This is a genomic window from Pantoea jilinensis (genome assembly GCF_019104105.1).
GTDB lineage: Bacteria > Pseudomonadota > Gammaproteobacteria > Enterobacterales > Enterobacteriaceae > Pantoea > Pantoea eucalypti.
The window spans coordinates 149,859-176,125 of record NZ_CP077746.1 but is presented as its reverse complement, the minus strand read 5'-3'; the positions used below and the strand labels follow the sequence as shown (position 1 = coordinate 176,125).

The window sequence follows — 26,267 nt, the reverse complement described above, 5'->3', positions numbered from 1 at the left end:
CTAGCTTCCCCGATGATGATGCCGGAAAGAGAGAGTTATGCCCGTAGTCCAGGTCGCCCTGCCCGTCCCCTTGCCCCGCCTGTTTGACTATCTGCCGCCACAGGGTGCGCAGCCGGTCATCGGCGGTCGCGTAAGTGTGCCCTTTGGCAATCGCAGGATGATCGGGATTGTGGTCACCTTTCGTGACAGCAGCGATCTGCCGGAAGCACAACTCAGGCAAGTGATCGAGGTGCTGGATAGTGAGTCACTCTATCCGCCGTCGCTGTGGCGCATCCTTAACTGGGCCGCCAGCTACTATCATTCTCCGCAGGGAGAAGTGCTGAGTCATGCCATTCCAGTGCTGCTGCGCCAGGGCAAAGCGGCGCAGGATAATCCCTTATGGCGCTGGGAAATTACCGAGCAGGGCCGGGCAACGGCACCCGAAAGTTTAAAGCGGGCCCCGAAACAGCAGCAGGCACTGGCAGCACTGCGTCAGCAACCCCTCTATCGTCATCAGGTCAGTGAACATGACCTTACGGAAGCCACGCTGCAGGCGCTGCGGGCCAAAGGGTTGTGCGAACTGCATGAGCATCAGCCGCAGATGCACGACTGGCGTACTACCTATGCTGTGAAAGGCGAGCGTCTGCGACTGAATACGGATCAGGCGATGGCCGTAGGTGCGATTCGGGCAGATGATGAGCATTATGCTGCGTGGCTGCTGGCGGGCATTACCGGTTCCGGCAAAACCGAGGTTTACCTCAGCGTGCTGGAAAATGTGCTGGCACGCGGTAAACAGGCGCTGGTGCTGGTGCCGGAGATTGGCTTAACTCCGCAGACTATCGCCCGCTTTCGCGAACGTTTCGATGCGCCCATCGATGTGCTGCACTCCGCCTTAAATGACAGTGAGCGGCTGGCGGTGTGGTTACGTGCACGGCGCGGTGAAACGGCGATTGTGATTGGCACGCGATCGGCGCTGTTTACGCCGCTGGCCCGTCCTGGCGTCATCATCATTGATGAAGAGCATGACAGCTCTTACAAACAGCAGGAGGGCTGGCGTTATCAGGCGCGCGATCTGGCCGTCTTCCGTGCGCATGAAGAGGATATCCCGATTGTTATGGGATCGGCGACCCCCGCTCTGGAGACGCTGCACAATGTCCGCAGCGGCAAGTATCGCCAGCTCGATCTGACAAAGCGCGCCGGCAATGCCAGACCGGCGCTGCAACAGCTTATCGACTTAAAAGGTGTGCAGCTGATCGGCGGCCTGGCACCGGGCCTGATTGGTAAAATGCGCCAGCATCTGCAGGCCGATAATCAGGTGCTGCTGTTTCTTAACCGCCGCGGCTTTTCGCCCGCCCTGCTCTGTCACGACTGCGGCTGGATTGCCGAATGTACCCGCTGCGATCGCTATTACACGCTGCACCAGCATCATCGCCAGTTACGCTGCCACCATTGCGACAGCCAGCGTCCGCTGCCTAATCAATGCCCGCAGTGTGGTTCAACGCATCTGCTGCCGGTAGGTGTCGGAACCGAACAGCTGGAGCAGCAGCTCGGTACACTCTTCCCTGGCGTGCCGGTGTCGCGAATTGACCGTGATACCACCAGCCGCAAAGGGGCGCTGGAGCAGCATCTGGCTGACGTTCATCGCGGCGGCGCACGCATTCTGGTCGGCACCCAGATGCTGGCCAAGGGGCATCATTTCCCGGATGTCACCCTGGTGTCGCTGCTGGATGTTGATGGCGCACTGTTCTCAGCCGATTTTCGCGCGGCAGAACGCTTTGCGCAGCTCTATACTCAGGTCGCCGGTCGTGCTGGCCGCGCTGGCAAGCAGGGCGAGGTGTTATTACAGACGCATCATCCGGAACATCCTCTGCTTCAGACACTGCTGCACCAGGGATATTCGGCATTTGCGCAGCAGGCGCTGCTGGAGCGACAGGCAGTTCACCTGCCGCCCTGGAGCCGCCATGCGCTGTTCCGCGCGGAAGATATGGACAATCAGCAGGCGGCGGAATTTCTGCAACAACTCCGTAACTTGCTGGAGGCGAGCCCGCTCAATGACAAGGCGATGTGGTTTATGGGTCCATTGCCGGCTCTGCAGCCAAAACGCAGCGGACGCTGGCGCTGGCAACTGCTGCTGCAGCATCCTTCCCGACAGCGTTTGCAACAGCTGCTGAGCAGTTCATTGCCGCTGGTTTCCACGCTACCCGCCGCGCGCAAAGTGAAATGGACGCTGGATATTGACCCGACAGAGAGCTGATTTTTTCTGACACTGCGAGCCAGATCGAAAAATGTCGCATAAGTCACAATTTTTATGCAAATTAAGTAACAACCAGCCGGGCAATCGTTAACAATGTTGCCCGGTTTGCTTTCAGGTCAGGCAAAAACAAAATCGAACGCGCCATAACGCGTCAGGAGCATGTGTTGGAGCAGAATCAACAACCGCCCGCCGCCACGATGAAGGATGTCGCGGAACACGCGGGCGTCTCAACCGCCACCGTATCGCGTGCGCTGATGAATCCAGAGAAGGTTTCTGCGGCTACCCGCCATAAAGTCGAGAAGGCGGTTGCCGCCGTCGGCTATGCGGCCCATGGCCCCACACGCAACGCGCGTCGTAATGAGACGCGTACCATTCTGGTCATTGTCCCTGACATCTGCGATCCCTTCTTTAGTGAAATCATTCGCGGCGTCGAAGTCACAGCCGCCGAAGAGGGCTATCTGGTGCTGATCGGCGACTGCGCCCATCAGAATCAGCAGGAGAGAACCTTTCTTAACCTGATGGTCACACGACAGATCGATGGCATGGTGCTGCTTGGCTCACAACTGCCTTTTGATGCCAGCATTGATGAGCAACGCAACTTGCCACCCATGGTGATGGCGAATGAGTTTGCACCGGAAATGTCGCTGCCCACGGTTCACATTGATAACCTGACTGCCGCGTTTGAAGCGGTAAATCATCTGCTGCAGTTAGGTCATACGCAGATCGCCTGTATCGCCGGGCCGGAAGAGATGCCACTCTGTCAGTATCGTTTACAGGGTTATGTCCAGGCGATGCGTCGCAGCGGGCTGACGGTCGATCCCACCTATATTGTGCGCGGTGACTTCACCTTTGAAGCAGGCGTTGCCGCCATGAATCAGCTGATGACTCTGCCGCAACCGCCGCGCGCGTTGTTCTGTCACAGCGACATTATGGCGCTGGGCGCGATGAATCAGGCCAGACGCTGCGGGCTGCGGATACCGGAAGATCTCTCTGTGGTGGGATTTGATGACATTGAGTTATCACGTTACTGCGAGCCACCGCTGACGACGGTCACACAACCACGCTATCAGATAGGCCGGGAAGCGATGCTTCTGCTGCTGGATGAGTTAAATGGCAAACGGGTGATCAGCGGCTCGCGGCTGCTGGATGCCGGTTTAACGATTCGGGGCAGTACGGCACGCGCAAAAAAGCGTGAAAAATAAGCGTATTCGTCTGGTTTTTTCAGTAGATTCTTAAGGCGAACACAGCTGGTCAAAGTTCCGGCCCTTAAGTAACATGGCGGACTCCTTGCCGGGCGCGTAAAAATCATCATTTCGCCCAACTGGCACTATTTTTGAAGGGTATAAGAACGAGAGTGGCACAAAAAGATTATGTAGGCCGCGGGCGTTCAACAGGGACGCGTCGCAAAAAAAGCCCCAGCCGTGGCAAGAAGAGCAAAGGCGGTTCGGGAACTTCTAAATTGATGATTGTACTGGCGGTCGCTGTGTTGGTGACCTTTGCCGGTGGTTTATGGTTCCTGGCGCATCATAAGAAAGAAGACGTGCCGGTCATTACGGATCATAAAGCCAACGGCAATGGCTTACCGCCGAAGCCTGAAGAACGCTGGAAATACATTAAAGAGCTGGAAAACCGTCAGGTTACTGTGCCGACACCGATCGAACCCTCTTCGGGTGGCGAAGTGAAGTCGCAGACCCAATTGACCGATGAACAGCGCCAGTTGCTGGAGCAGATGCAGGCTGATATGCGTCAGCAGCCAACACAGCTCAATGAAGTGCCGTGGAATGAACAGACGCCGGCGCAACGTCAGCAGACGCTGCAGCATCAGCAGCAATTGCAACAGCTGCAACGTCAACAGCAGCAGGTTCAGCAACAGCAGCAGGTTCAGCAGCAGCAACAGGTTCAGCAACAACGTCAGCAGTTGCAGGCTCAGCAACAACAGCAACGCCAGCTGCAGTTGCAGCAACAACAACAGCGTCAACAACAGCAGCAGTTGCAACGTCAGCAGCAGCAGCAGCAGCAGCAGCAGCAGCAGCAGCAGCAGCAGCAAAACGTACAGCGCCAGTCGCAACCTGCGCCAGTAACGCGGGAACCAGACGTGCAGACAAAGCCACAGGAGACCGCGAAGGCGAAACCGGCGGAGAAAGCCTCTTCGCAGCGCTGGATGGTGCAGTGTGGTTCGTTCAAAGGCACTGACCAGGCTGAGTCGGTACGTGCGGGCTTAGCCTTTGAAGGCTTTGAAAGCCGCATTACCACCGGTGGCGGCTGGAATCGTGTGGTGATCGGTCCGTATAAAGATCGCGCATCCGCTGACAGCACCCTGAAACGTCTTCGCAGTTCCGGACACTCCAGCTGTATTCCGCTCTCCGTTGGGGGTTGAAACCCGTCAAACCCGCCCCATATCTGTTGCATGATACTCCGCGCCCCGTGCGCGGAGTCCTTTTCCGACAGCAACAAGGGGTCTGCCCGTGACAACAATAGTAAGTGTACGACGCAACGGCCAGGTAGTGATTGGCGGTGATGGCCAGGCTACGCTCGGCAATACCGTGATGAAAGGCAACGTTAAAAAAGTGCGTCGTTTATACAACGATAAGGTGATTGCCGGATTTGCTGGCGGCACCGCAGACGCCTTCACCCTGTTTGAACTTTTCGAACGTAAACTGGAAATGCATCAGGGCCACCTGGTGAAAGCAGCGGTGGAGCTGGCCAAAGACTGGCGTACCGACCGTATGCTGCGCCGCCTTGAAGCTTTACTGGCCGTCGCGGATGAGTCAGCCTCACTGATCATCAGCGGTAACGGTGATGTCATCCAGCCTGAAAACGATCTGATCGCCATCGGCTCCGGTGGGCCTTTCGCCCAGGCAGCGGCACGTGCGCTGCTGGAGAATACCGAAATGGGCGCACGCGACATCGTCGAGAAGTCGCTGAATATCGCGGGTGATATCTGCATCTACACTAACCACAACGTTAATTTCGAAGAATTAACGTCTAAGGCGTAAGGGTATAAATATGTCTGAGATGACTCCACGCGAAATCGTTAGCGAACTGAACCGCTTTATCATCGGCCAGGACAGCGCCAAGCGCGCCGTGGCTATTGCACTGCGCAACCGCTGGCGCCGCATGCAGCTCGACGAAGAGCTGCGCCATGAAGTGACCCCAAAAAATATCCTGATGATCGGTCCGACCGGTGTCGGTAAAACCGAGATCGCACGTCGTCTGGCAAAGCTGGCGAATGCACCGTTCATCAAAGTCGAGGCGACCAAGTTTACCGAAGTCGGTTATGTCGGTAAGGAAGTGGACTCTATCATTCGTGATCTGACTGATTCCGCCATCAAGATGGTGCGCAGTCAGGCGATTGAAAAGAATAAATACCGTGCCGAAGAGATGGCAGAAGAGCGCATTCTTGATGTGCTGATTCCACCCGCGAAAAACAACTGGGGTCAGGCTGAGCAGAGTGCTGAACCCTCTGCAGCGCGTCAGTCATTCCGCAAGAAGCTGCGCGAAGGCCAGTTGGATGATAAAGAGATTGAAATCGATCTGGCGGCCAGCAGCCCAGGCGTCGAAATCATGGCGCCTCCGGGCATGGAAGAGATGACCAGCCAGCTGCAGTCGATGTTCCAGAACCTCGGCGGCCAGAAGCAGAAAGCCCGCAAGCTGAAGATCAAAGAAGCGATGAAGCTCCTGATCGAAGAAGAAGCGGCAAAACTGGTTAACCCGGAAGAGCTTAAGCAGGATGCGATTGAAGCGGTCGAGCAGCACGGTATCGTGTTCATCGATGAGATCGATAAAATCTGTAAGCGCGGCGGCCAGAATGCGGGCGGACCCGATGTCTCTCGCGAAGGCGTTCAGCGCGACCTGCTGCCGCTGGTTGAAGGCTGCACCGTCTCCACCAAGCACGGCATGGTCAAAACCGACCATATCCTGTTTATCGCCTCAGGCGCGTTTCAGGTTGCCAGCCCTTCCGATCTGATTCCGGAACTTCAGGGTCGTCTGCCGATTCGTGTTGAGCTACAGGCGCTGACAGTCAATGATTTCCAGCGCATCCTGACCGAACCGAATGCCTCGATTACCGTGCAGTACAAAGCACTGATGAATACCGAAGGCGTGAACATTGAGTTCACCGAAGAGGGTATTCGCCGGATCGCTGAAGCCGCATGGCAGGTTAACGAAACCACCGAGAACATCGGTGCGCGCCGCCTGCATACCGTGCTGGAGCGTCTGATGGAAGATATCTCGTATGACGCCAGCGATCGTCACGGTGAATCCTTTACCATTGATGCTGACTATGTGGCTAAACACCTGGATGAACTGGTGGCTGACGAAGACCTTAGCCGCTTCATTCTCTGATTCACTGATTCAGCGCTTTTCCGAAGCCCAGCCCACCCGGCTGGGCTTTTTTATGCATGTTCTTGATCGAACGATGCTTTTTTCATACTGATGATTTTGCCAACAATCTGCATATAGCGATATACTTACCCTTCCTGTGGCAAACAGACGAAACCCTTATGAAATACGATACATCTGAACTCTGCGATATCTACCATGAAGAAGTGAATGTTGTTGAACCGCTTTTTTCAAACTTTGGTGGGCGCACTTCATTCGGTGGTCAGATTACCACAGTGAAATGCTTTGAAGACAACGGCTTACTCTACGATCTGCTGGAAGAGAATGGCCGTGGTCGCGTACTGGTGATTGATGGCGGCGGCTCAGTGCGCCGTGCGCTGGTCGATGCCCAACTGGCACGCCTGGCGGCAACTAACGAATGGGAAGGCCTGGTGGTTTACGGTTCGGTACGTCAGGTTGATGAGCTGGAAGAGCTGGAGATTGGCATTCAGGCCATTGCCGCGATTCCGGCCGGCGCTGCGGGTGAAGGGATTGGCGAAAGCGATGTGCGCGTCAACTTCGGCGGCGTCACCTTCTTCTCTGGTGACCATCTCTATGCCGACAACACCGGTATCATTCTGTCAGAGGATGCGCTGGACCTCGAATAGGCCAGACATGAAAACGGGTGCCAGAGCACCCGTTTTTCACATCAGCTGAGGCTTCAAACCTCTTCCATTTTTCCCAGCAATGCACGCAGACGTTCCTGCCACACGTGTTGCTCTTCTTTCAGATGCTGATTTTCGCGCATCAGCGCATCGTGGTTACCCGCGACTTGTTGCGCATCGTTACGCAGTGAGTTGTTCTGCTCTTTCAGCTCTTCGATTTCCATCTGCAACAGCGTGATGGTATCAATCGCCTGCTGTACTTTCGCTTCAAGTTTCTCAAATACTTCAAATGACATCTTTCTGACCTCTCCTAAATTCCTGCAAGGCGTTGATGATGCCAGCTTAAGCCAGCAACGTTGTCCCGATTGTATGTAGCCTCACCCCTCAAGTCCAGCAACGCGGCCGCTGCGAGCGCAGTCTGTAACACTTTTCAGCCAATCCCTGAATTTGCGCTGCGCTTACTGCGTCTGCTTTCCAGCACGTGTCCACCCTCTCTGTCATCAGGCGCGAATATGGGCTAAGGAAAGCCGGAATACGCGAAAACGCGCATTTTTATGACGCAGTACACAAAAAATGATTTCGCTATTTCTCGTTTATGTTCGTTAACGATAAATTCACATCAGCCCTACATTAAAGCTGGGTGCCTCACGGACTGAGAACAAAAACTGATAAAATTTAACCTCGCTTCAGGAACCACTATTATGAGTCAGACAACTAACACGCTCAAAGGTCAGTGTATTGCCGAATTTCTGGGGACAGGCTTGATTATTTTCTTTGGCGCAGGCTGTGTAGCTGCGCTGAAACTTGCCGGTGCCGCCTTCGGTCAGTGGGAAATCTGCATCATCTGGGGCTTAGCCGTCTCAATGGCTGTCTATCTTACCGCTGGGGTATCTGGCGCGCATCTGAACCCTGCCGTTACCGTTGCACTCTGCCTGTTCGCCAACTTTGAAGGCCGTAAAGTGGTGCCGTATATTCTGGCGCAAATCGCCGGGGCATTCTGCGCGGCCGCGCTGGTTTATGGTCTCTACTACAGCCTGTTTTTCGATTACGAACAGAGTCATCAGATGGTACGCGGTACGGTTCAGAGTCTGGACCTGGCGGGTATCTTCTCAACCTATCCTAATCCGCACATCAGCGTAGGCCAGGCGTTCCTGGTTGAAATGGTTATTACCGCAGTGCTTATGGCGGTGATTATGGCGCTGACCGACGATGGCAACGGTGTCCCACGTGGACCGATGGCGCCGCTGTTGATCGGTCTGCTGGTCGCAGTCATTGGTGGCTCAATGGGTCCGCTGACCGGCTTTGCGCTTAACCCGGCACGTGATTTCGGACCTAAGCTGTTCGCCTTCTTCGCTGGCTGGGGTAACGTTGCCTTCACGGGTGGTAAAGATATCCCTTACTTCCTGGTACCAATTTTTGGCCCGCTGGTGGGTGCCTGCCTGGGTGCAGTAGGTTACCGCACACTGATTGGCCGCTACCTGCCAGGTGCCGCACAGGAACCGAGTGTTCCAGCAGACAAACCGGTTGCACGCGCTCAGCAGCGTAAAGCGTAAGTTTCACTTTTTATCATCAGGAATGAATTTATGACTACCACAGATAAAAAATACATTGTCGCACTCGATCAGGGTACAACCAGTTCACGCGCCGTCATTCTCGACCACGACTCCAACATCGTCGCGGTATCGCAGCGCGAATTCACCCAGATCTACCCGAAAGCGGGCTGGGTTGAACATGACCCGATGGATATCTGGGCTTCACAAAGCTCTACGCTGGTTGAAGTGCTGGCACATGCCGATATCCGCTCTGATGAGATTGCGGCAATCGGTATCACCAACCAGCGCGAAACCGCTATCGTCTGGGAAAAAGAGACCGGTAAGCCGATCTACAACGCCATCGTCTGGCAGGATCCCCGCACCGCTGACTATTGTCACAAACTGAAGAAAGAGGGTCTGGAAGAGTACATCCAGCACACCACGGGTCTGGTGATTAACCCTTACTTCTCCGGTACGAAAGTGAAGTGGATTCTGGATCACGTTGAAGGTGCGCGTGAGCGTGCAAAACGTGGCGAGCTGCTGTTCGGTACCGTCGATACCTGGCTGGTCTGGAAAATGACTCAGGGACGCGTGCACATCACCGACTACACCAACGCCTCCCGTACTATGATGTTCAACATTCACAAGCTGGAGTGGGATCAGCGCATGCTGGATATCCTGGATATCCCGCGTGAAATGCTGCCAGAAGTGAAGTCCTCTTCTGAAGTTTACGGTCAGACCAACATTGGTGGTAAAGGCGGTACACGTATTCCTATCGCCGGTATTGCCGGTGACCAGCAGGCCGCGCTGTATGGCCAGTTGTGTGTACAGCCTGGCATGGCGAAAAATACCTACGGCACCGGCTGCTTCATGCTGATGAACACCGGTACTGAAGCGGTGACCTCAACCCACGGCCTGCTGACCACCATCGCCTGTGGCCCGCGCGGTGAAGTGAACTATGCGCTGGAAGGTGCCGTGTTTATCGGTGGTGCCTCTATTCAGTGGCTGCGTGATGAGATGAAGCTGATCAGTGAAGCGGCTGACTCTGAATACTTCGCGATGAAAGTGAAAGATACCAACGGCGTTTACATGGTGCCTGCTTTCACCGGCCTGGGCGCACCTTACTGGGACCCGTATGCCCGTGGCGCGATCTTCGGTCTGACCCGTGGCGCAAACTCTAACCACATCATCCGCGCGACGCTGGAGTCGATCGCTTATCAGACACGTGACGTTCTGGAAGCGATGCAGAATGATGCCAATACCCGCCTGCAGGCGCTGCGTGTAGACGGCGGTGCGGTGTCCAACAACTTCCTGATGCAGTTCCAGGCTGACATCCTCGGCACCCGTGTTGAGCGTCCGGAAGTGCGTGAAGTGACCGCGCTGGGTTCTGCGTATCTGGCGGGTCTGGCTGTTGGCTTCTGGCAGGATCTGGATGAAGTGCGCTCTAAAGCCGTTATTGAGCGTGAGTTCCGTCCAAGCCTGGAAACCACCGAGCGTAACTTCCGTTATGCTGGCTGGAAAAAAGCGGTTGCCCGCGCACAGGCGTGGGAAGAACAGGAGTAATATCAACGCCCGCGACATTGCCGTCGCGGGCCTTTTCCCCGCCCCACTCCCCCGCTGTGTTACACTGCCTGCCGGTTTTTTGTCAGGTAGATGCCATGAAACGAGAACTTGCCATTGAATTTTCCCGCGTAACCGAAGCTGCCGCCCTGGCAGGCTATCACTGGTTAGGACGCGGTGACAAAAATGCGGCTGACGGTGCGGCTGTCCATGCCATGCGTCATGTCCTGAACTCCATTGAAATTGACGGTCAGATTGTGATCGGTGAGGGCGAAATCGACGAAGCCCCGATGCTCTATATCGGTGAAAAAGTCGGTACCGGTCACGGCGATGCCGTTGATATTGCCGTCGATCCGATTGAGGGTACCCGCATGACGGCACTGGGCCAGGCGAATGCGCTGGCTGTGATGGCCGTGGGCGATAAAGGCAGCTTTCTGCACGCTCCAGACATGTATATGGAAAAACTGATTGTGGGTCCTGCAGCACAGGGCGCGATCGACCTCGACCTGCCGCTTGAAACTAACCTGCGTAATATCGCAATAGCGATGAACAAGCCGTTGTCACAGCTGACCGTATCCATCCTGGCTAAGCCACGTCATGATGTGGTGATTAGCGAGTTACAGCAGCTGGGCGTGCGGGTATTTACCTTCCCGGATGGTGACGTTGCCGCCTCAATTCTGACCTGCATGCCAGACAGCGAAGTCGATGTGATGTATGGCATCGGCGGCGCACCGGAAGGCGTCGTTTCAGCAGCGGTGATCCGTGCGCTGGACGGTGATATGCAGGGTCGGCTGCTGGCGCGTCATCACGTCAAAGGCGATAGTGCTGAAAACCGTCGCCTCGGCGAGCAGGAGCTGCAGCGCTGTGCGGAGATGGGGATTGAAGCGGGTAAGAAGCTGACGCTAGGTGAGATGGCGCGCAATGACAACGTAGTGTTTGCCGCCACCGGCATTACCAGTGGCGAACTACTGAAAGGCATTACGCGTCAGGGCAATGTCGCCACCAGCGAAACCCTGCTGATTCGCGGTAAATCTCGCACTATTCGCCGCATCCAGTCGATTCATTATCTTGACCGTAAGGATCCGGCGCTCCATCCGTTTATCCTGTAACCGGCTGGTTGCCGCGCTCCGGCTGACGTGAGAGCGGCAACCAGCAGAGCAGCATCACCAGTGCCGTAAAGAACATCAGCATGCCAAGGCTGAACTGATCGCGCTGCGGCATCATGGCTGAAAGCCACGCGACAAGACCCGATCCCAGATTCTGCATTCCGCCAATCAGTGCACCCGCGCTGCCCGCCAGCCAGGCATACGGCTCCATTGCCCCTGAAGTCGCCAGCGGGAACAGCATGCCAGCCCCAAAGAAGAACAGCGCGGCCGGAACCAGCAGCGTCCAGATATTCATTACGCCAAACCATGCCGGGATCCACATCAGGATGCCCGCCAGCAGACAGCTATTCACGCCCCACCACATCAGACTGTGCCATGAACCCTGCTCGCGTCCCGCGAACCAGGCACCGAAGAACGCCGCCGGAATCGGCAGAATGAACAGGATACTGACGGTCAGGCTGTGCAGGCCGAGCACGCCGCCGAGCAGCACGCCACAGCTCGACTCAAATACCGCAATGCCCGCCAGCGCACCAATCAGCAGGACAATGTAGCGAACGAAATTTGCGTCGCTGAGCAGCCGGGCATAGCGTTTGAAGAACGGGGTCACTTCAGCACTCTGTGGCCGGGTTTCCGGCAGCCAGCGCGCCATAGACAAAGTAACCGCCAGACAGAGCAGCAGTAGAAAGGCGAAACAGGCGTGCCAGCCAAAGAGCTGGGTCAATAGTGCACCAATCACCGGTGCCAGCAACGGGCTGACCAGAATGCCCATATTAAGCAGGCTGTTGGCACGGCGCAGTGCGTGCCCCTCATAGAGATCACGCGGAATGGTGCGGGCCATTACGCCAGCTACGCCGGTTCCCAGTCCCTGAATCGCGCTGCCGAGCACCAGCATATCGAGTGAGGTCGCCATCAATGCCGTGATTGCGCCGATCATAAAGATCATCATGCCTGCAAGGATCACCGGACGCCGACCGACACTGTCTGACAGCGGGCCGTAGATCAGCTGGGATCCGCCATAGGTCATCAGATAGGCCGCCATCACACGCTGCAGCGCGCCATCCCGCACATTCAGCGCGTCCGCCATCACCGACATCGCCGGGACGTAGATGGTCTGCGCCATCTGCCCGACAGCCACCAGCACAATGAGCATCACCAGCAGCGGGCGATTTTCCAGTTTACTAATCATGATTATGCAAAATTTCTTTCTGTGAAAGGAGGTTAAAACAGCGGTTCACCCGCCAGTCATCTTGTTATGGCGGGCAAAATATCAGGATTAGATGACAAAGCGAGAGGCAGGCCGAAAGGTCCCGGCTTGCGCCTGTCAAGTTTATGCACCAGCCTGTAAAGACAAAGCAACAGTTTGTCGATTAGAGCCTTTGCCCGGCCACAAGCTGGCAATCTCATCGGGCAGCCGCGAAAATAGAAACCTGCCGGAATAATCAACAACCAGGGAGTGATTATGGCTGAGTGGGTCAATGCTGAAGTAAAGGAAGTGAAAAACTGGACGGATGCGCTGTTCAGTCTGCGGGTAACAGCGCCCATCGATCCCTTTATCGCGGGGCAATTTGCCAAACTGGCTCTGGAAATTGACGGCGAGCGGGTGCAGCGCGCTTACTCTTTCGTCAATGCGCCAAAGGATGACCTGCTGGAGTTTTACCTGGTTACCGTGCCCGATGGCAAGCTGAGTCCGCATCTGCAGGCCCTTCAGCCTGGCGATCAGGTGATGGTCACGAAAGAAGCCGCAGGATTCTTTGTCCTTGATGAAGTTCCGGCGTGCAGAACATTATGGATGCTGGCAACCGGCACCGCTATTGGCCCTTACCTTTCTATGCTTCAGCAGGGCGAAGGACTGGATCGCTTTGAAAACATCGTGCTGGTCCATGCCGCACGCTATGCGGACGACCTGAGCTTTCTGCCACTGATGCAGCAGCTGCAACAGCGTTATCAGGGCAAGCTGCACATCCAGACGGTGGTGAGCCGCGAAACGATCCCCGGTTCGCTGACGGGCCGGGTTCCGGCGCTGATCGAAAATGGCGAGCTGGAGCGTGCCACCGGATTAACACTGGATGCCGACAGCAGCCATGTGATGCTGTGCGGCAACCCTCAGATGGTGCGCGACACCCAGCAGTTACTGAAAGAGACGCGCGAGATGCGTAAGCACCTGAAGCGCAAGCCGGGCCATATCACCAGCGAACATTACTGGTGAGCGAGTTGCCGGTATCGCACCGGCTGCGTCGCGGTACCAAACCGGTTAGCGCCGGGGGTGCCGCGAAAAACGCCGAGTTCGAGCAGCAGGCCAGCGAATAACACAAAGGGAATGGCGCGACCCAGCAGCCAGGGCAGAATGCCGCCCAGCATGCTCCAGTTTCCCGCCACCAGCAGCCAGGCCACTATCACCAGAAATCCCCAGTAGCCGGGACGATTACGATCGTGCAGACGTTTTACAATGACCGCGCTGGCGGGCCACAGCAGGCAGACCACGCCGAAAGCCGCCATCTGGGTATCAACCCAGTCGTTTGCTGCCAGGGTAAATAACAGTGTCGTTGTCAGCAACCAGACTGCCTGCCAGATCCAGAAATCACGTCGTCCCAGCCTGCCACGCCAGGAAAAACACCATTGTTGTAACGTCATGCATTATCATCCAGAGAGAAAAGAACCGCCGCGCTTTTGACCTCGCGGATAAAAACCGTTTTAATTTGCGCCTGAGTTTACGGGTTAGGATCGACAAAATGAAGAATTTGCCTGGCGCACTGCTGTTATCGTTTGCGCTGACGGTTCCGGTCTTTGCCGCCGATCCGCCACCGCAGGAACGGCCCGATGCATTACCCACCGCGCCCTACCTGCTGGCGGGTGCTCCCACCTTTGATATGACTATCGGCCAGTTTCGCGAAAAGTATAATCTGGCTAATGCGACGCTGATGCTGCCGGAATATCGCGCCATTGATAATCGGGGCGACAAAAGTAACCTGACGCGTGCTGCCAGCAAAATTAACGAGACGCTCTATGCGTCTACCGCGCTGGAGCCCGGTACCGGCAAAATCAAGACGCTGCAGATCACCTGGCTGCCACTGCCTGGCCCGGATCAGAACGCCTCTGAGCAAAAAGCCATGGCCTACATGACCGCTATGCTGCGCTTCTTTGTACCGGGATTAGGTGCAGACGAGGGACGCAAAAAGCTGGAGAGCTTACTGAAGGAGGGCAAGGATTTGCCTTACTTTGCGCAGGTCGATGGCGCGCTTCGCTTTGTGGTCGCTGATAACGGCGACAAGGGGCTAACCTTCGCTGTCGAGCCGGTAAAACTTGCGCTCGCTCCCCCCTGAAGATGTCGCTGAAAATGACGAAAAGCAAAGCCATCGCTACATTTGATCTCTATACTGTTTCGCAGACAACGCTGCCAGCTGGCAGCGATTTTTCATGTATCGCGTTATGCGGAGGATAGAATGCGACATCCACTGGTTATGGGTAACTGGAAGTTGAATGGCAGCAAGCAACTCACTGCTGAACTGATCGCGGGTCTGCGCAAGGAACTCTCTGGCGTTGACGGTTGTGGCGTGGCCATTGCACCGCCAGCGCTCTATCTCGAGCAGGCAAAACATGCCATCTCCGGTAGCCACATCGCACTGGGTGCGCAGAACGTGGACGTTAACCTGTCTGGCGCGTTTACCGGTGAAGTTTCCGCAGAGATGCTGAAAGATATCGGCGCGAAATATATCATCATCGGTCACTCAGAACGCCGCACTTATCACAAAGAGAGCGACGAGTTCATCGCGAAGAAATATGCGGTGCTGAAGTCAGTGGGCCTGGTTCCTGTGCTGTGCATTGGTGAAACCGAAGCGGAAAACGAAGCGGGTAAAACTGAAGAAGTCTGCGCTCGTCAGCTGGATGCCGTTCTGGAAACGCAGGGCGCCGAAGCGTTTAAAGATGCGGTTATCGCGTATGAGCCCGTCTGGGCCATCGGTACCGGCAAATCTGCGACCCCTGCTCAGGCACAGGCCGTGCACAAATTCATTCGTGATCATATTGCGAAGAAAGATGCGGCTATCGCAGAACAGGTCATCATTCAGTATGGCGGCTCAGTGAACGACAAGAATGCTGCTGAGCTGTTCACCCAGCCTGATATCGATGGCGCGCTGGTTGGCGGTGCGTCACTGAAAGCAGATGCTTTCGCGGTAATCGTTAAAGCAGCGGCGGCGGCAAAAAGCGCCTAAGCATTAGCATTCCGGTCAAGGGCGGCGCTTAAGCCGCCTTTTTTATGGGCGCAATCAGCTCACAGGTGTGATCCTGCACTTCCTCCGCCGAACCCCTGTTCAGCAGCAGCCAGTTCCGCTCTATCGCCATCAGCACCAGTCGCCCATCGCTTAATTCCGCCAGTGCCAGACCATATTTCCCCATCTCTGTGCGCGCCTCTGGCCGCTCATCGACCAGCCGGATAAAGACACTCTGCTGAGTCAGTTCATCTGCCGTCAGAGCTCGCAGCCAGTAGCGGTGCTTACGCAGCGTAATGTCCTGCCACTGACCGCTAAGCTGCGGCGTCAGCCGATCCAGCTGCTGACGCACATCGGGTCGCAGACAGGAGAGATGAATATGGAGTTGATTCTGCGTACGGCCATACTGTGAATTGATCGCCAGTGAAAGAACCCGATCATCAATGGGAGAGCCGCGTCGCTCTGCAAGCAGAGAGCGTTCATGCCAGGCAAGGGCAAAGTAGTTGGGCGTAGCGGGTTGCAGTAACCGTGGGCTTTCGATGCCGGTGATTTTGTCGAGCGGGATCAGCAGATACTGCAATGGACCATGCATATCTTTCAGCATGGCATAGCGATGCTGCTGATCGACACGCTGACAGGGCGCCGGGTCTCCGCTGCTCTGCTGATGAGGCACACATTTCTCGCTGACAATCTGCCACAGCGCATCACTGTTCTTTTTGAAATGCATTGCGGCAACCAGTATCCCCGCAATGACCAGCACCAGCAGAACCGCAACCAGACTGGTTGCACGACGATGTGTCGGCATAACAACGCTTCCTGAATGGTTTAGCAGCCTGCATCCTCGCCTGGCGGGAAAAAAATGTCACGGGGAATTCGGGCAGATCAGTCAGCAGCCGGGCAGAGAAAAAAGAAAGGTGGGATTGTTGCGGGTGAGCGGTCAGCGCAGGGAGCGCTGACCGCAACGTATTACGGTTTCATGACCTGGTCATAGCTGCCGCCATCGGCGAAGTGCGCTTTCTGAGCCTGTGCCCAGCCACCAAATTTGTCCTTGATGGTAAACAGCTTCACCGGCGCAAACTGGCTGGCAAATTTCTTCGCGATTTCAGCATCACGCGGACGATAGTAGTTCTGCGCAGCGATAGTCTGACCTTCTGGCGAGTAGAGGTATTTCAGATAGGCGTCTGCGACTTTGCGCGTTCCCTTTTCATCTACCACTTTATCGACCACGGACACGGTGGGTTCAGCCAGAATCGATTCGCTCGGGGTGACAATCTCGAACTTGTCTTTACCCAATTTGTTAACCGCCAGATAAGCTTCGTTTTCCCAGGCAATCAGCACATCACCAATCCCGCGTTCAACGAAGGTGTTAGTTGCGCCTCGTGCACCGGAATCCTGCACCTCAACGTTTTTAAACAGCGCTCTGACGTACGCCAGCGCTTTGGCCTGATCGCCGTTGTTATGATCCAGCGCCCAGCCCCAGGCCGCCAGATAGTTCCAGCGTGCGCCGCCAGAGGTTTTCGGGTTAGGGGTAATCACAGACACACCGGGTTTAGTCAGGTCGCTCCAGTCGTGAATGCCCTTGGGATTATCTTTGCGGACCAGGAAGACAATGGTGGAGGTGTAAGGCGCGGAGTTGTCTGGCAGACGCTGAATCCAGTTCTTATCAATACGACCGCGTTCTGCAATAGCATCGACATCCGATTGCAACGCCAGCGTAACCACATCCGCACGGATGCCGTTAATCACTGAAGTTGCCTGCTTGCCGGAGCCACCGTGCGACTGACGGACCACGACATTATCGCCGGTTTCCTGTTTGTAGTGCGCACTGAACGCTTTGTTGTACTGTTCGTACAGCTCACGGGTTGGATCGTAGGAAACGTTTAACAGCTGAATGTCTTTCGCCAGAACGCTGGTTGAGGCCAGCAACAGGGTAACGCCGATACTCCACTTGTTCATTACGCACTCTCCCAATGTCGTTATGGGCTAAGCGTGACATAAACCATTACAGAGCTAAAAGAATTAAAAATAAGCTGTTATAACCGGGGGGAATATAGCGGGGATATGCCGGGGCATGCTGTGCAGCACACCCCCGCAGAAGAATCAGTAGAGTTTTTTCGCCGTGTCGAGCCAGTCGCGCTTGAACGGACGTTTCATGTTTTCAATCGCGTCGACGATGTCGTGATGCACCATCTTCTCATTCTGAATACCCACGCAACGGCCACCGTAACCCTGCATCAGCAGTTCAATGGAGTAAGCGCCCATGCGTGACGCCAGGATACGGTCATACGCACAAGGTGCACCGCCACGCTGAATATGGCCCAGAACGGTCGAACGGGTTTCACGTTTGGTTTCTGTTTCAATGAAACGCGCCAGGTCGTCGATATCGCAGATGTGCTCAGTAATCGCCACGATAGCGTGCTTTTTACCTTTGGCGATGCCTGCTTTGATTTCCGCTACCAGCTCTTCGCGGGTGTACGGGAATTCTGGCAGGACGATGAACTCGCAGCCACCAGCAATCGCCGCCGCCAGGGTCAGATCGCCACAGTAGCGGCCCATCACTTCAACAATCGAGATACGCTGATGCGAGGAAGAGGTGTCGCGAAGACGGTCAATCGCTTCAACCACGGTTTCCAGTGCAGTGAAATAACCGATGGTGTAATCCGTTCCGGCCACATCGTTATCGATGGTGCCTGGCAAACCAATGCAGGGGAAGCCCATTTCAGTCAGGCGCTTAGCACCCATGTAAGATCCGTCACCACCAATCACCACCAGTGCATCAATGCCGCGCTTTTTCATGTTCTCAATGGCAACCTGGCGCACATCTTCATTACGGAACTCGGGGAAACGCGCTGAGCCCAGGAAAGTGCCGCCGCGGTTAATCATGTCGGAGACGCTGTAGCGATCAAGATTGATCATGCGATCTTCGTACAATCCCAGATAGCCATCATAGATCCCAAAAACTTCCAGTCCTTCACTCAGCGCGGAACGTACCACTCCACGAATAGCTGCGTTCATGCCTGGGGCGTCACCGCCGCTGGTTAATACACCAATTTTTTTGATCATGACAACCTCTGGATTGTTCAAAACTAAGGGTTAATCCTGCCTGTCGATCGCTGCAGAAGATCATTTCACGATTAGCGCGACATGTGATGGCAGATAGTATATCAAAGGCTTGCTGCTGAATTGATTCAGGTCAGACAACTTTTCACTATTTTTTGCAGCAAAGTTAGCGCTACGTCATCCCTTCCGTATCGATTTGATTCATTTACGTTAAAAACCTAAAGAGTCCCTGGTCTCAGACGGTACCACAGAACAGGGATCCTGATGGATAATTACGTCAGACCCGGGAAATTCTTTGCGTAATGCTTTCTCAACCTGGTCGGCAACCCGATGCGCCTGAACCAGTGGCAGCTGATCTTCCAGTTCCAGATGAAGCTGAATAAATTTGGTCGGGCCGGACTGCCGGGTTCGCAGATCATGTACGCCCTGCACCTGCGGCCAGTTTGTCGCAAGCGTCAGGATTTGCTGCCGTTCATTTTCCGGCAATGCGCGATCCAGCAATGACTGTACGGCTTCGTAGCCCATCCGCAATGCGCTATAAAGAATGAAAACACCAATCCCCAGCGCAAACAGGGCATCCGCCCGTACAACGCCATAGCTGCTCAGCACCAGCGCAATCAGTATGGCGCCATTCATGATGACGTCGGATTGATAGTGCAGCATGTCAGCCCGAATGGCCTGACTGCGGGTTTTACGCACTACCCAGCGCTGAAAGGCAACCAGTACCAGCGTTGAGCTCAGTGCCACAATGGTTACTACAATACCAACACCCGGCGCCCGCATCTCGCTGGGGGAGGCAAGATGCTGCAGGCCGGTCAGAAACAGAAACAGTGCCGAGCCGGAGATAAACATACTTTGTGCCAGCGCCGCCAGCGACTCCGCTTTGCCGTGCCCGAACGTGTGATTTTCATCAGCAGGCTGCAGCGCATAGCGCACCACCAGCAGGTTGGTTAGCGATGCAGCGATATCCACCAGCGAGTCCACCAGTGAAGCCAGCAAACTCACTGAACCGGTGTACCACCAGGCAAAAATTTTCACGAGTAACAGCACAGACGCAAGAATGGTGGCCGCGAGCGCAGCACGCTTTACCAGTCGGCCATAAGAGTGTTGCATGCCAGATTCCCTATGCAGCATCAGTGAAGATGCACACTTAAATAGATGAATGGCTGAAGTTTAACACCGGGAGGCGGGCTGTGCTTAGGAGGTCATTCGATGAAGAAGGCTGTTTTGAAATCGCGACAGGAATAAGCAGGTACAAAAAACAAGCCCCGGCCTGGGAAGGACGGGGCGAAGTGTTATACACATCATTGCCTGGCTACTTTCAGCCGCGGGCTAATTCCAGGAACGTGTCGGCGACTACTTTTTGCCGCCTTTTTTCCCGGCTTCAGATGCTTTTTCACGATCGTTTTTGAAATTTCCGCCGCCGCTGTTCTGTCCGCCTTTTTTGCCAGCTTCAGACGCTTTTTGCGGATTATCTGCGAAATTACCTGAACCACCACGATGCTCTGCCATAACTTACTCCGTTAATAGATTTATCAGGACTACATAATGTGGTTGTTGCTCCCTGAGACTTCGCAAAGACACTTAACTTCCCTGCAGTGACAGGATTTAGTGTAGAAGGTGTGACTGAACCAGCAAGCGTAACGCGGGGAATGTATCTCACTGAAAAATATGATTAAAATGTTAATGACTTGTCTGCAATTCATTTAGTTTCAGTAAGTTATGATATTTTCATGATGAAAAAATGCTCACCGGCTCGCTTAAATTTACAGCGTGTTCCAGATATTAAGAAATCAGCGATTCTTCCCAACAAATTCCCGACAAGCGCTAATAAAACGGGGGTTTTGTTGTGCGGTGATGATTCCTGTCAAAATAAAAAAAGTGAAAAAAAGATAAAAAAAACCCCCACCATCATGGTGGGGGAAGACAGGGATGTGTCTATGGCAAGGAAAACAGGGATACTATATTACTGGTTACTGCTGGTACTACTCACTGCCTGCAGCGATGAAGCTGACTGCAAATTCGAAAACTGTCGCAGCTCGTTAAGTCGCCGCTGGTAATTTTTCTGTAACGCGGACTGCTGGGCCGGCGTTAGCAGTTGAAACATTTGATTCTGTACGCGCGCCATCTCGACCTGTTGTTCAACCTGAACTCTGGCGATGACTTCCGCTTTTTGGCGAATGGCCGCTTCGTTAAACTGGTCTGCAGTCACTAATTCGTGTAATGCAGCGATATCGTCAATATGAACGACCGGGCGATCATGTCTTGCCTGTTGCATAAGGTCTCGCATCTGCTGACGCTGTTCTTCAGTCAGCTCGATGCCGTCGAACATGTGGCTTTGCGGATTTTGCGTCATACTGCCTGTCGGCAATCCGCCATGATGCATCTCGTCAATCGTCGTCGCATCTTTAGCATCTGCGCTGGCGACACTCAGAGCCATCGCTGAGGCAAGGACGACGGCGGTTAATTTGCGCATCGTATACTCCAGTTCGTTCCGTTTTGCGATTCAACGAGAGCCAGTGTACGGCGACAGCTGCAAACATCCGTCAGGGGGTGTAAAACTACGTAAAGCGATGGATAGGTGCGCCAGGAACACGGTATTTTGCCTGCGGAGGGCTACAAAAATGAATAAAATCCTGTTGGTAGATGACGACCGCGAATTAACTTCGCTTTTGAAAGAACTGTTAGAAATGGAAGGGTTTGAAGTGGTCGTCGCCAGTGATGGTGAACAAGCGCTGAACCTGATCGATAACTCGATTGATTTGCTTTTACTGGATGTCATGATGCCGAAGAAAAACGGTATCGACACTCTGAAAGAACTGCGTCAGCAACATCAAACCCCCGTCATCATGCTAACGGCGCGCGGCAGCGAGCTGGATCGTGTTCTGGGCCTCGAACTGGGCGCAGATGACTATCTGCCTAAGCCGTTTAACGATCGCGAGCTGGTGGCGCGTATCCGCGCTATTTTGCGGCGTTCTAACTGGAGTGAACAGCAGCAACACGACAACAGCTCGCCCACACTGGAAGTGGACTGTCTGAGACTCAATCCCGGCCGTCAGGAGGCCAGTTTTGATGACGTTACGCTGGATTTGACCGGCACAGAATTCACCCTGCTCTATCTGCTGGCGCAGCACCTGGGCCAGGTCGTGTCGCGTGAACATCTGAGCCAGGAAGTGCTGGGCAAACGCCTGACACCTTTTGACCGTGCCATTGATATGCATATCTCGAATCTGCGTCGCAAGCTGCCTGAGCGCCGTGATGGTCATCCCTGGTTTAAAACCTTACGTGGCCGTGGCTACCTGATGGTTTCCGCATCATGATTGGAAGTCTGACCACCCGTATCTTCGCCATCTTCTGGTTGACGCTGGCGCTGGTGTTGATGCTGGTGTTGATGGTTCCCAAGCTCGATTCACGACAGATGACCTCGCTGCTGGAAAGTGAACAGCGGCAGGGCATCATGATTGAGCAACACGTTGAAGCAGAGCTGTCACAGGATCCCCCTAACGATCTGATGTGGTGGCGTCGTCTGTTTCGTGCCGTGGAAAAATGGGCACCGCCGGGTCAGCGGCTGCTGTTAGTAACCAGTGAAGGTCGGGTGATTGGCGCGCAACATAATGAAATGCAGGTTATCCGCAATTTTATCGGCCAGTCTGACAATGCCGATCATCCTCAGAAGAAGAAATATGGTCGCGTTGAGCTGGTAGGGCCTTTTGCCGTTCGCGATGGCGAAGATAACTACCAGCTTTACATGATCCGTCCCGCCAATAGCTCTCAGCTCGACTTCGTCAATCTGCTGTTTGACCGTCCGTTGCTGCTGCTTATCGTCACCATGCTCATCAGCTCACCGCTGCTGCTGTGGCTGGCCTGGAGCCTGGCACGTCCGGCACGTAAGCTGAAATATGCTGCTGACGAAGTCGCAAGCGGGAATCTACGTCAGCATCCGGAACTGGAGTCGGGTCCGCAGGAGTTTCTGGCTGCGGGTTCCAGCTTTAACCAGATGGTCAGTGCGCTGGAACGGATGATGACCGGTCAGCAACGTCTGTTATCGGATATCAGTCATGAACTTCGCACCCCACTGACCCGCCTGCAACTGGCTACCGCCCTGCTGCGTCGGCGTCAGGGTGAAGGTAAAGAGCTGGGCCGCATTGAGATGGAAGCACAGCGTCTCGATGGCATGATTAACGATCTGTTGGTGCTCTCCCGCACCCAGCATAAAAATGCGCTGGTCAGCGAAGCAATGAAGGCAAATCAATTGTGGAATGGGGTGCTGGAAGATGCCCGTTTCGAAGCTGAGCAGATGGGCAAGAAGATGGATATCCCCTATCCGCCAGGCCCGTGGCCGCTTTATGGGAACCCTCATGCGCTGGAGAGTGCGCTGGAAAATATTGTGCGCAATGCGCTGCGCTATTCACACACGCACATCAGCGTCAGCTTCTCCGTTGATATTTCCGGTATCACGGTCCACGTCGATGATGATGGTCCTGGCGTGAGTCCGGAAGATCGTGAACAGATTTTCCGTCCTTTCTATCGAACCGATGAAGCGCGCGATCGCGAATCAGGCGGCACCGGTCTTGGCCTGGCAATTGTCGAAACGGCCGTGCAGCAACATCGCGGCTGGGTTAAAGCCGATGACAGTCCATTAGGCGGTTTGCGTCTGACCCTCTGGTTGCCGCTCTACTCCTCCGGCCGTCAATAATTTGTTATGCTTCGGCCCCTGTCATCGGGGGCCTTATGCTTAACATTGTCTTGTTTGAACCAGAAATTCCGCCGAATACCGGCAATATCATCCGCCTTTGCGCCAATACGGGCTTTCAGCTTCATTTGATTCAGCCGCTCGGCTTTGCCTGGGATGACAAGCGCTTACGTCGCGCCGGGCTGGATTATCACGAATTCACCGCCATCAAATTCCATGCTGACTATCAGGCGTTTATCGCCACTGAGTCGCCTGAGCGTCTGTTTGCACTGACGACCAAAGGGACGCCTGCACACAGCGCCGTCGCCTATCAGGCGGGCGATTATCTGCTGTTTGGGCCGGAGAGCCGTGGACTACCTGCTGAGATCCTGGCCGCGTTACCGGCGCAGCAAAAAATCCGCATCCCGATGAGAGCAGAAAGCCGGAGTATGAATTTGTCGAATGCTGTATCGGTTGTGGTTTATGAAGCGTGGCGCCAGCTTGATTACGCGGGCGCGCTGATCAAAGACTAGATGCCGTCGCCAAACTGAAAACCGGCCAGGCTGCCATTGAAGTGCTGATCCATATCCATCGACGGCTTCTCACTGCCTGGCTTACCGACGATACGCGCGGGAACGCCTGCGGCAGTGGTGTGCGGCGGCACGGGCTGTAACACCACGGAACCGGCACCGATTTTTGCTCCCTTGCCGACTTCAATATTGCCAAGGACTTTCGCGCCGGCACCAATCATCACCCCTTCACGGATTTTCGGATGACGGTCTCCACTGGTTTTGCCGGTACCGCCCAGCGTCACCGATTGCAGAATCGAAACATCATTTTCCACCACGGCGGTTTCACCAATCACTATGCCTGTGGCATGGTCGAGCATAATGCCGTGGCCAATATGGGCGGCGGGGTGAATATCGACGGCAAAGGAGACAGAGATTTCGTTCTGCAGGTAAACCGCCAGTGCGCGTCGGCCTTCATTCCACAGCCAGTGGCCAATGCGGTAGGCCTGTAAGGCGTGAAAACCTTTAAGGTAGAGCAGCGGCGTAGAGTATTTATCCACTGCCGGGTCGCGCTGACGCACAGCCTGAATATCGTAAGCCGCTGACATAATCATCGACGGATCTTCACGATAGGCTTCTTCAACGATTTCACGAATGGCGATGGCGGGCATAATCGGGTTAGCCAGCTTGTTGGCCAGCATATAACTCAGTGCGCTACCGAGATTTTCATGTTTTAGCAATGTCGCGTGGAAGAAGCTGGCAAGCATCGGCTCACAATCAGCCAGGGCACGCGCTTCTGCTTTGATATTGTTCCAGACCAGTTCTAACTCATCAGACGACATTGCTGCTTTCTCCCGATAAAAAAAGCGCCTGAATGGGCGCTGCAGGTAATGATGCTACGCGTCCTGCGTTAGCCAGTGCTGTTTTCGTCCTTCCTTGTGCGTCCCAGCAAGCTCAATGCTGCATCTCTCGCCGGTTTTTCGCAATACAGCACCTGATAAATCTGCTCGGTAATCGGCATTTCCACACCCAGCCGCGCAGCCAATGCCTTGACTTCTTTGGTGTTTCTATAGCCTTCTACAACTTGTCCGATAATGCGTTGTGCGCTATCTACATCCTCGCCCTGGCCCAGCATCATGCCAAAACGGCGGTTACGCGACTGATTATCAGTACAGGTCAGTACCAGATCGCCCAGACCGGCCATGCCCATAAACGTCGTGGGATCGGCACCCAGCGCTGCACCTAACCGGCTCATTTCAGTCAGACCGCGGGTGATCAGTGCGGTACGCGCATTCGCGCCAAAACCTATTCCGTCGGAGATTCCGGCTCCGATAGCAATCACGTTTTTTACTGCGCCGCCGAGCTGTACGCCAATAAAGTCAGGGTTGTTATAAACACGGAAGCTCTTACCGCAGTGCAGTTTCTGCTGCAGGTCGTCTGCAAACTGCGCATCCGTTGCGGCCAGCGCGATGGCGGTCGGTAATCCGGCTGCCAGTTCTTTCGCAAAAGTGGGTCCGGAGATGACGGCCAGCGGAATAGTATCGCCGACAATTTCACGCGCCACATCCTGCAGCAGACGACCCGTCTCTTTTTCCAGCCCTTTAGTCGCCCAGACAATGCGTGAGTCTGGTCGCAGATGAGGCTTGATCTGCTGCAGCACATCGCCAAAGACATGACTCGGCACCACGATCAATAAGTCGCGGCTGGCAGCAATAGCTTTGGTCAGATCAGATTCAAGGGAAAGATTGTCGGGAAACGGGACATCAGGCAGGAAAGCGGTGTTACAGCGGTCATTCTGAAGTTGAGCCAGATGCGTCGGGTTATGTCCCCACAACAGCACCGGATGGCCGTTACGGGCCAGCGTAATCGCCAAAGCGGTGCCGTAAGAACCGGCACCGATGACGCTAATCGAAGCGTGAGTTTCCATCAGGCATCCTGATGTGGTTCAGCACCTTCTTCACCTTGCTGCTGCTGCAGATAGTTCATGAACAGCGCATCAAAGTTAACCGGTGCCAGGTTCAGCTGCGGGAAGGTACCACGGGATACCAGGCTGGTAATGCATTCGCGAGCGTACGGGAACAGAATGTTCGGGCAGTATGCACCCAGGCAATGTGCCATCTGCGTTCCTTCGATACCGCTGATGGTGAAGATACCGGCCTGCTGAACTTCACACAGGAAAGCCGTCTCTTCGCCCACAGTCGCGGTTACAGTCACACGAAGTACCACTTCGTAAACTTCGTCAGCCAGCTGAGAAGATGCAGTGTCCAGATCCAGTTTAACGTCCGGTTCCCACTCTTTCTGGAAAACCTGCGGGGCATTAGGCGCTTCAAAAGAGATGTCTTTGGTGAAGACGCGCTGAATCTGGAATTGCATTTCGTTCGAGTTATGTTCTGACATGTGACCAA

27 protein-coding genes are annotated in these 26,267 nt (G+C 54.8%); 15 read left to right on the top strand and 12 right to left on the bottom strand.

All coding sequences use genetic code 11. From position 1 onward, the window contains the following. The first annotated feature begins 37 nt into the window (after positions 1-37). The 6 genes from priA (at position 38) to rraA (ending at position 7,221) form a co-directional block, all read left to right on the top strand. On the top strand, positions 38-2,233 hold the full coding sequence (gene priA / locus KTJ90_RS00825; RefSeq protein ID WP_438477457.1) for a primosomal protein N': 2,196 nt from the start codon (positions 38-40) through the stop codon (positions 2,231-2,233). Between the two features lie 164 nt (positions 2,234-2,397). Continuing rightward, on the top strand, positions 2,398-3,435 hold the full coding sequence (gene cytR, locus KTJ90_RS00820) for a DNA-binding transcriptional regulator CytR (protein ID WP_008926938.1): 1,038 nt from the start codon (positions 2,398-2,400) through the stop codon (positions 3,433-3,435). A 152-nt stretch (positions 3,436-3,587) separates the two neighbouring features. Then, on the top strand, positions 3,588-4,610 hold the full coding sequence (gene ftsN / locus KTJ90_RS00815) for a cell division protein FtsN (protein ID WP_499025813.1): 1,023 nt from the start codon (positions 3,588-3,590) through the stop codon (positions 4,608-4,610). 88 nt (positions 4,611-4,698) lie between these two features. Then, complete coding sequence (hslV, locus tag KTJ90_RS00810; protein WP_003851234.1) at positions 4,699-5,229, top strand: ATP-dependent protease subunit HslV; 531 nt, start codon at positions 4,699-4,701, stop codon at positions 5,227-5,229. Between the two features lie 10 nt (positions 5,230-5,239). After that, on the top strand, positions 5,240-6,577 hold the full coding sequence (gene hslU, locus KTJ90_RS00805; RefSeq protein WP_003851236.1) for an ATP-dependent protease ATPase subunit HslU: 1,338 nt from the start codon (positions 5,240-5,242) through the stop codon (positions 6,575-6,577). Between the two features lie 158 nt (positions 6,578-6,735). Then, entirely contained in the window at positions 6,736-7,221 is a 486-nt protein-coding gene (gene rraA, locus KTJ90_RS00800; RefSeq protein WP_003851240.1) for a ribonuclease E activity regulator RraA, read from the top strand. A 53-nt stretch (positions 7,222-7,274) separates the two neighbouring features. On the opposite strand, the gene zapB is transcribed toward rraA, so the two are convergent. Then, positions 7,275-7,514 carry a cell division protein ZapB gene (gene zapB / locus KTJ90_RS00795; protein WP_003851242.1) on the bottom strand — a complete coding sequence of 80 codons (240 nt, stop codon included), beginning with the start codon at positions 7,512-7,514 and terminating at the stop codon, positions 7,275-7,277. Positions 7,515-7,919: 405 nt separating this feature from the next. Between zapB and KTJ90_RS00790 the strand changes: the two genes are divergently transcribed. The 3 genes from KTJ90_RS00790 to glpX all read left to right on the top strand — a co-directional run bounded on the left by KTJ90_RS00790 (position 7,920) and on the right by glpX (position 11,419). Next, entirely contained in the window at positions 7,920-8,771 is an 852-nt protein-coding gene (locus KTJ90_RS00790; protein WP_003851244.1) for an MIP/aquaporin family protein, read from the top strand. 30 nt (positions 8,772-8,801) lie between these two features. Then, a complete protein-coding gene (glpK, locus tag KTJ90_RS00785; protein WP_003851245.1) occupies positions 8,802-10,313 on the top strand; it encodes a glycerol kinase GlpK in 1,512 nt (503 codons plus the stop codon). Between the two features lie 95 nt (positions 10,314-10,408). After that, the gene (gene glpX / locus KTJ90_RS00780; RefSeq protein WP_003851247.1) at positions 10,409-11,419 is read left to right on the top strand and encodes a class II fructose-bisphosphatase; all 1,011 of its coding nucleotides are present in this window, start codon (positions 10,409-10,411) and stop codon (positions 11,417-11,419) included. On the opposite strand, the gene emrD is transcribed toward glpX, so the two are convergent. Beyond that, positions 11,409-12,602 (bottom strand): multidrug resistance protein D, encoded by a 1,194-nt coding sequence (gene emrD / locus KTJ90_RS00775; RefSeq protein WP_499025810.1) that lies wholly within the window; start codon positions 12,600-12,602, stop codon positions 11,409-11,411. The genes glpX and emrD overlap by 11 nt on opposite strands. A gap of 273 nt (positions 12,603-12,875) precedes the next feature. On the opposite strand from emrD, the gene fpr reads away from it, so the two are divergent. Next, on the top strand, positions 12,876-13,622 hold the full coding sequence (fpr, locus tag KTJ90_RS00770; RefSeq protein ID WP_003851251.1) for a ferredoxin--NADP(+) reductase: 747 nt from the start codon (positions 12,876-12,878) through the stop codon (positions 13,620-13,622). Here fpr and KTJ90_RS00765 read toward each other — a convergent pair. Then, positions 13,613-14,047: a DUF805 domain-containing protein gene (locus tag KTJ90_RS00765; protein WP_003851252.1), complete on the bottom strand. Its 435-nt coding sequence runs from the start codon at positions 14,045-14,047 to the stop codon at positions 13,613-13,615. The two genes, fpr and KTJ90_RS00765, sit on opposite strands and share 10 nt — an antisense overlap. Before the next feature lie 98 nt (positions 14,048-14,145). Between KTJ90_RS00765 and KTJ90_RS00760 the strand changes: the two genes are divergently transcribed. Next, entirely contained in the window at positions 14,146-14,736 is a 591-nt protein-coding gene (locus KTJ90_RS00760; protein ID WP_003851254.1) for a DUF1454 family protein, read from the top strand. Between the two features lie 120 nt (positions 14,737-14,856). Continuing rightward, positions 14,857-15,624 (top strand): triose-phosphate isomerase, encoded by a 768-nt coding sequence (gene tpiA / locus KTJ90_RS00755; protein ID WP_003851259.1) that lies wholly within the window; start codon positions 14,857-14,859, stop codon positions 15,622-15,624. Positions 15,625-15,652: 28 nt separating this feature from the next. Here tpiA and KTJ90_RS00750 read toward each other — a convergent pair whose 3' ends face one another. From KTJ90_RS00750 to cpxP, 6 genes are all read right to left on the bottom strand, one after another. Further along, entirely contained in the window at positions 15,653-16,426 is a 774-nt protein-coding gene (locus KTJ90_RS00750; protein ID WP_499025807.1) for a CDP-diacylglycerol pyrophosphatase, read from the bottom strand. 161 nt (positions 16,427-16,587) lie between these two features. Then, on the bottom strand, positions 16,588-17,577 hold the full coding sequence (locus KTJ90_RS00745) for a sulfate ABC transporter substrate-binding protein (protein WP_110410912.1): 990 nt from the start codon (positions 17,575-17,577) through the stop codon (positions 16,588-16,590). A gap of 144 nt (positions 17,578-17,721) precedes the next feature. Next, entirely contained in the window at positions 17,722-18,684 is a 963-nt protein-coding gene (gene pfkA / locus KTJ90_RS00740) for a 6-phosphofructokinase (protein WP_003851263.1), read from the bottom strand. Positions 18,685-18,891: 207 nt separating this feature from the next. Continuing rightward, the gene (gene fieF, locus KTJ90_RS00735) at positions 18,892-19,794 is read right to left on the bottom strand and encodes a CDF family cation-efflux transporter FieF (RefSeq protein ID WP_003851265.1); all 903 of its coding nucleotides are present in this window, start codon (positions 19,792-19,794) and stop codon (positions 18,892-18,894) included. A 243-nt stretch (positions 19,795-20,037) separates the two neighbouring features. Continuing rightward, a complete protein-coding gene (locus KTJ90_RS00730) occupies positions 20,038-20,193 on the bottom strand; it encodes a con-10 family general stress protein (RefSeq protein ID WP_003851267.1) in 156 nt (51 codons plus the stop codon). 454 nt (positions 20,194-20,647) lie between these two features. Next, positions 20,648-21,157 (bottom strand): cell-envelope stress modulator CpxP, encoded by a 510-nt coding sequence (cpxP, locus tag KTJ90_RS00725; protein ID WP_003851271.1) that lies wholly within the window; start codon positions 21,155-21,157, stop codon positions 20,648-20,650. 148 nt (positions 21,158-21,305) lie between these two features. Here cpxP and cpxR point away from each other — a divergent pair, with 148 nt between their 5' ends. From cpxR to trmL, 3 genes are read left to right on the top strand one after another with little or no spacing between them, the layout of a single operon-like run. Beyond that, the gene (gene cpxR, locus KTJ90_RS00720) at positions 21,306-22,001 is read left to right on the top strand and encodes an envelope stress response regulator transcription factor CpxR (RefSeq protein WP_003851274.1); all 696 of its coding nucleotides are present in this window, start codon (positions 21,306-21,308) and stop codon (positions 21,999-22,001) included. Then, positions 21,998-23,377, top strand: coding sequence for an envelope stress sensor histidine kinase CpxA (cpxA, locus tag KTJ90_RS00715; protein WP_003851276.1), 1,380 nt, complete (start codon positions 21,998-22,000; stop codon positions 23,375-23,377). The genes cpxR and cpxA overlap by 4 nt, the downstream gene beginning before the upstream one ends. Positions 23,378-23,412: 35 nt before the next feature. After that, entirely contained in the window at positions 23,413-23,886 is a 474-nt protein-coding gene (trmL, locus tag KTJ90_RS00710) for a tRNA (uridine(34)/cytosine(34)/5-carboxymethylaminomethyluridine(34)-2'-O)-methyltransferase TrmL (protein ID WP_003851277.1), read from the top strand. On the opposite strand, the gene cysE is transcribed toward trmL, so the two are convergent. The 3 genes from cysE to secB form a co-directional block, all read right to left on the bottom strand. Next, positions 23,883-24,704 (bottom strand): serine O-acetyltransferase, encoded by an 822-nt coding sequence (gene cysE / locus KTJ90_RS00705; RefSeq protein ID WP_003851279.1) that lies wholly within the window; start codon positions 24,702-24,704, stop codon positions 23,883-23,885. The two genes, trmL and cysE, sit on opposite strands and share 4 nt — an antisense overlap. A 68-nt stretch (positions 24,705-24,772) precedes the next feature. Next, a complete protein-coding gene (gene gpsA / locus KTJ90_RS00700) occupies positions 24,773-25,789 on the bottom strand; it encodes an NAD(P)H-dependent glycerol-3-phosphate dehydrogenase (RefSeq protein WP_003851280.1) in 1,017 nt (338 codons plus the stop codon). Beyond that, positions 25,789-26,259, bottom strand: coding sequence for a protein-export chaperone SecB (secB, locus tag KTJ90_RS00695; RefSeq protein WP_003851281.1), 471 nt, complete (start codon positions 26,257-26,259; stop codon positions 25,789-25,791). Before secB ends, gpsA begins: the two co-directional genes overlap by 1 nt. Positions 26,260-26,267: the final 8 nt, after the last annotated feature.

What these genes read in the sequence shown, in the direction of transcription:
- priA (WP_438477457.1), top strand. Translation starts at nt 38, where the DNA reads ATGCCCGTAGTCCAGGTCGCCCTGCCCGTCCCCTTGCCCCGCCTGTTT.
- hslU (WP_003851236.1), top strand. Translation starts at nt 5,240, where the DNA reads ATGTCTGAGATGACTCCACGCGAAATCGTTAGCGAACTGAACCGCTTT.
- rraA (WP_003851240.1), top strand. Translation starts at nt 6,736, where the DNA reads ATGAAATACGATACATCTGAACTCTGCGATATCTACCATGAAGAAGTG.
- zapB (WP_003851242.1), bottom strand. Translation starts at nt 7,514, where the DNA reads ATGTCATTTGAAGTATTTGAGAAACTTGAAGCGAAAGTACAGCAGGCG.
- KTJ90_RS00790 (WP_003851244.1), top strand. Translation starts at nt 7,920, where the DNA reads ATGAGTCAGACAACTAACACGCTCAAAGGTCAGTGTATTGCCGAATTT.
- glpK (WP_003851245.1), top strand. Translation starts at nt 8,802, where the DNA reads ATGACTACCACAGATAAAAAATACATTGTCGCACTCGATCAGGGTACA.
- glpX (WP_003851247.1), top strand. Translation starts at nt 10,409, where the DNA reads ATGAAACGAGAACTTGCCATTGAATTTTCCCGCGTAACCGAAGCTGCC.
- emrD (WP_499025810.1), bottom strand. Translation starts at nt 12,602, where the DNA reads ATGATTAGTAAACTGGAAAATCGCCCGCTGCTGGTGATGCTCATTGTG.
- fpr (WP_003851251.1), top strand. Translation starts at nt 12,876, where the DNA reads ATGGCTGAGTGGGTCAATGCTGAAGTAAAGGAAGTGAAAAACTGGACG.
- KTJ90_RS00765 (WP_003851252.1), bottom strand. Translation starts at nt 14,047, where the DNA reads ATGACGTTACAACAATGGTGTTTTTCCTGGCGTGGCAGGCTGGGACGA.
- KTJ90_RS00760 (WP_003851254.1), top strand. Translation starts at nt 14,146, where the DNA reads ATGAAGAATTTGCCTGGCGCACTGCTGTTATCGTTTGCGCTGACGGTT.
- tpiA (WP_003851259.1), top strand. Translation starts at nt 14,857, where the DNA reads ATGCGACATCCACTGGTTATGGGTAACTGGAAGTTGAATGGCAGCAAG.
- KTJ90_RS00750 (WP_499025807.1), bottom strand. Translation starts at nt 16,426, where the DNA reads ATGCCGACACATCGTCGTGCAACCAGTCTGGTTGCGGTTCTGCTGGTG.
- KTJ90_RS00745 (WP_110410912.1), bottom strand. Translation starts at nt 17,577, where the DNA reads ATGAACAAGTGGAGTATCGGCGTTACCCTGTTGCTGGCCTCAACCAGC.
- pfkA (WP_003851263.1), bottom strand. Translation starts at nt 18,684, where the DNA reads ATGATCAAAAAAATTGGTGTATTAACCAGCGGCGGTGACGCCCCAGGC.
- fieF (WP_003851265.1), bottom strand. Translation starts at nt 19,794, where the DNA reads ATGCAACACTCTTATGGCCGACTGGTAAAGCGTGCTGCGCTCGCGGCC.
- KTJ90_RS00730 (WP_003851267.1), bottom strand. Translation starts at nt 20,193, where the DNA reads ATGGCAGAGCATCGTGGTGGTTCAGGTAATTTCGCAGATAATCCGCAA.
- cpxP (WP_003851271.1), bottom strand. Translation starts at nt 21,157, where the DNA reads ATGCGCAAATTAACCGCCGTCGTCCTTGCCTCAGCGATGGCTCTGAGT.
- cpxR (WP_003851274.1), top strand. Translation starts at nt 21,306, where the DNA reads ATGAATAAAATCCTGTTGGTAGATGACGACCGCGAATTAACTTCGCTT.
- cpxA (WP_003851276.1), top strand. Translation starts at nt 21,998, where the DNA reads ATGATTGGAAGTCTGACCACCCGTATCTTCGCCATCTTCTGGTTGACG.
- trmL (WP_003851277.1), top strand. Translation starts at nt 23,413, where the DNA reads ATGCTTAACATTGTCTTGTTTGAACCAGAAATTCCGCCGAATACCGGC.
- cysE (WP_003851279.1), bottom strand. Translation starts at nt 24,704, where the DNA reads ATGTCGTCTGATGAGTTAGAACTGGTCTGGAACAATATCAAAGCAGAA.
- gpsA (WP_003851280.1), bottom strand. Translation starts at nt 25,789, where the DNA reads ATGGAAACTCACGCTTCGATTAGCGTCATCGGTGCCGGTTCTTACGGC.
- secB (WP_003851281.1), bottom strand. Translation starts at nt 26,259, where the DNA reads ATGTCAGAACATAACTCGAACGAAATGCAATTCCAGATTCAGCGCGTC.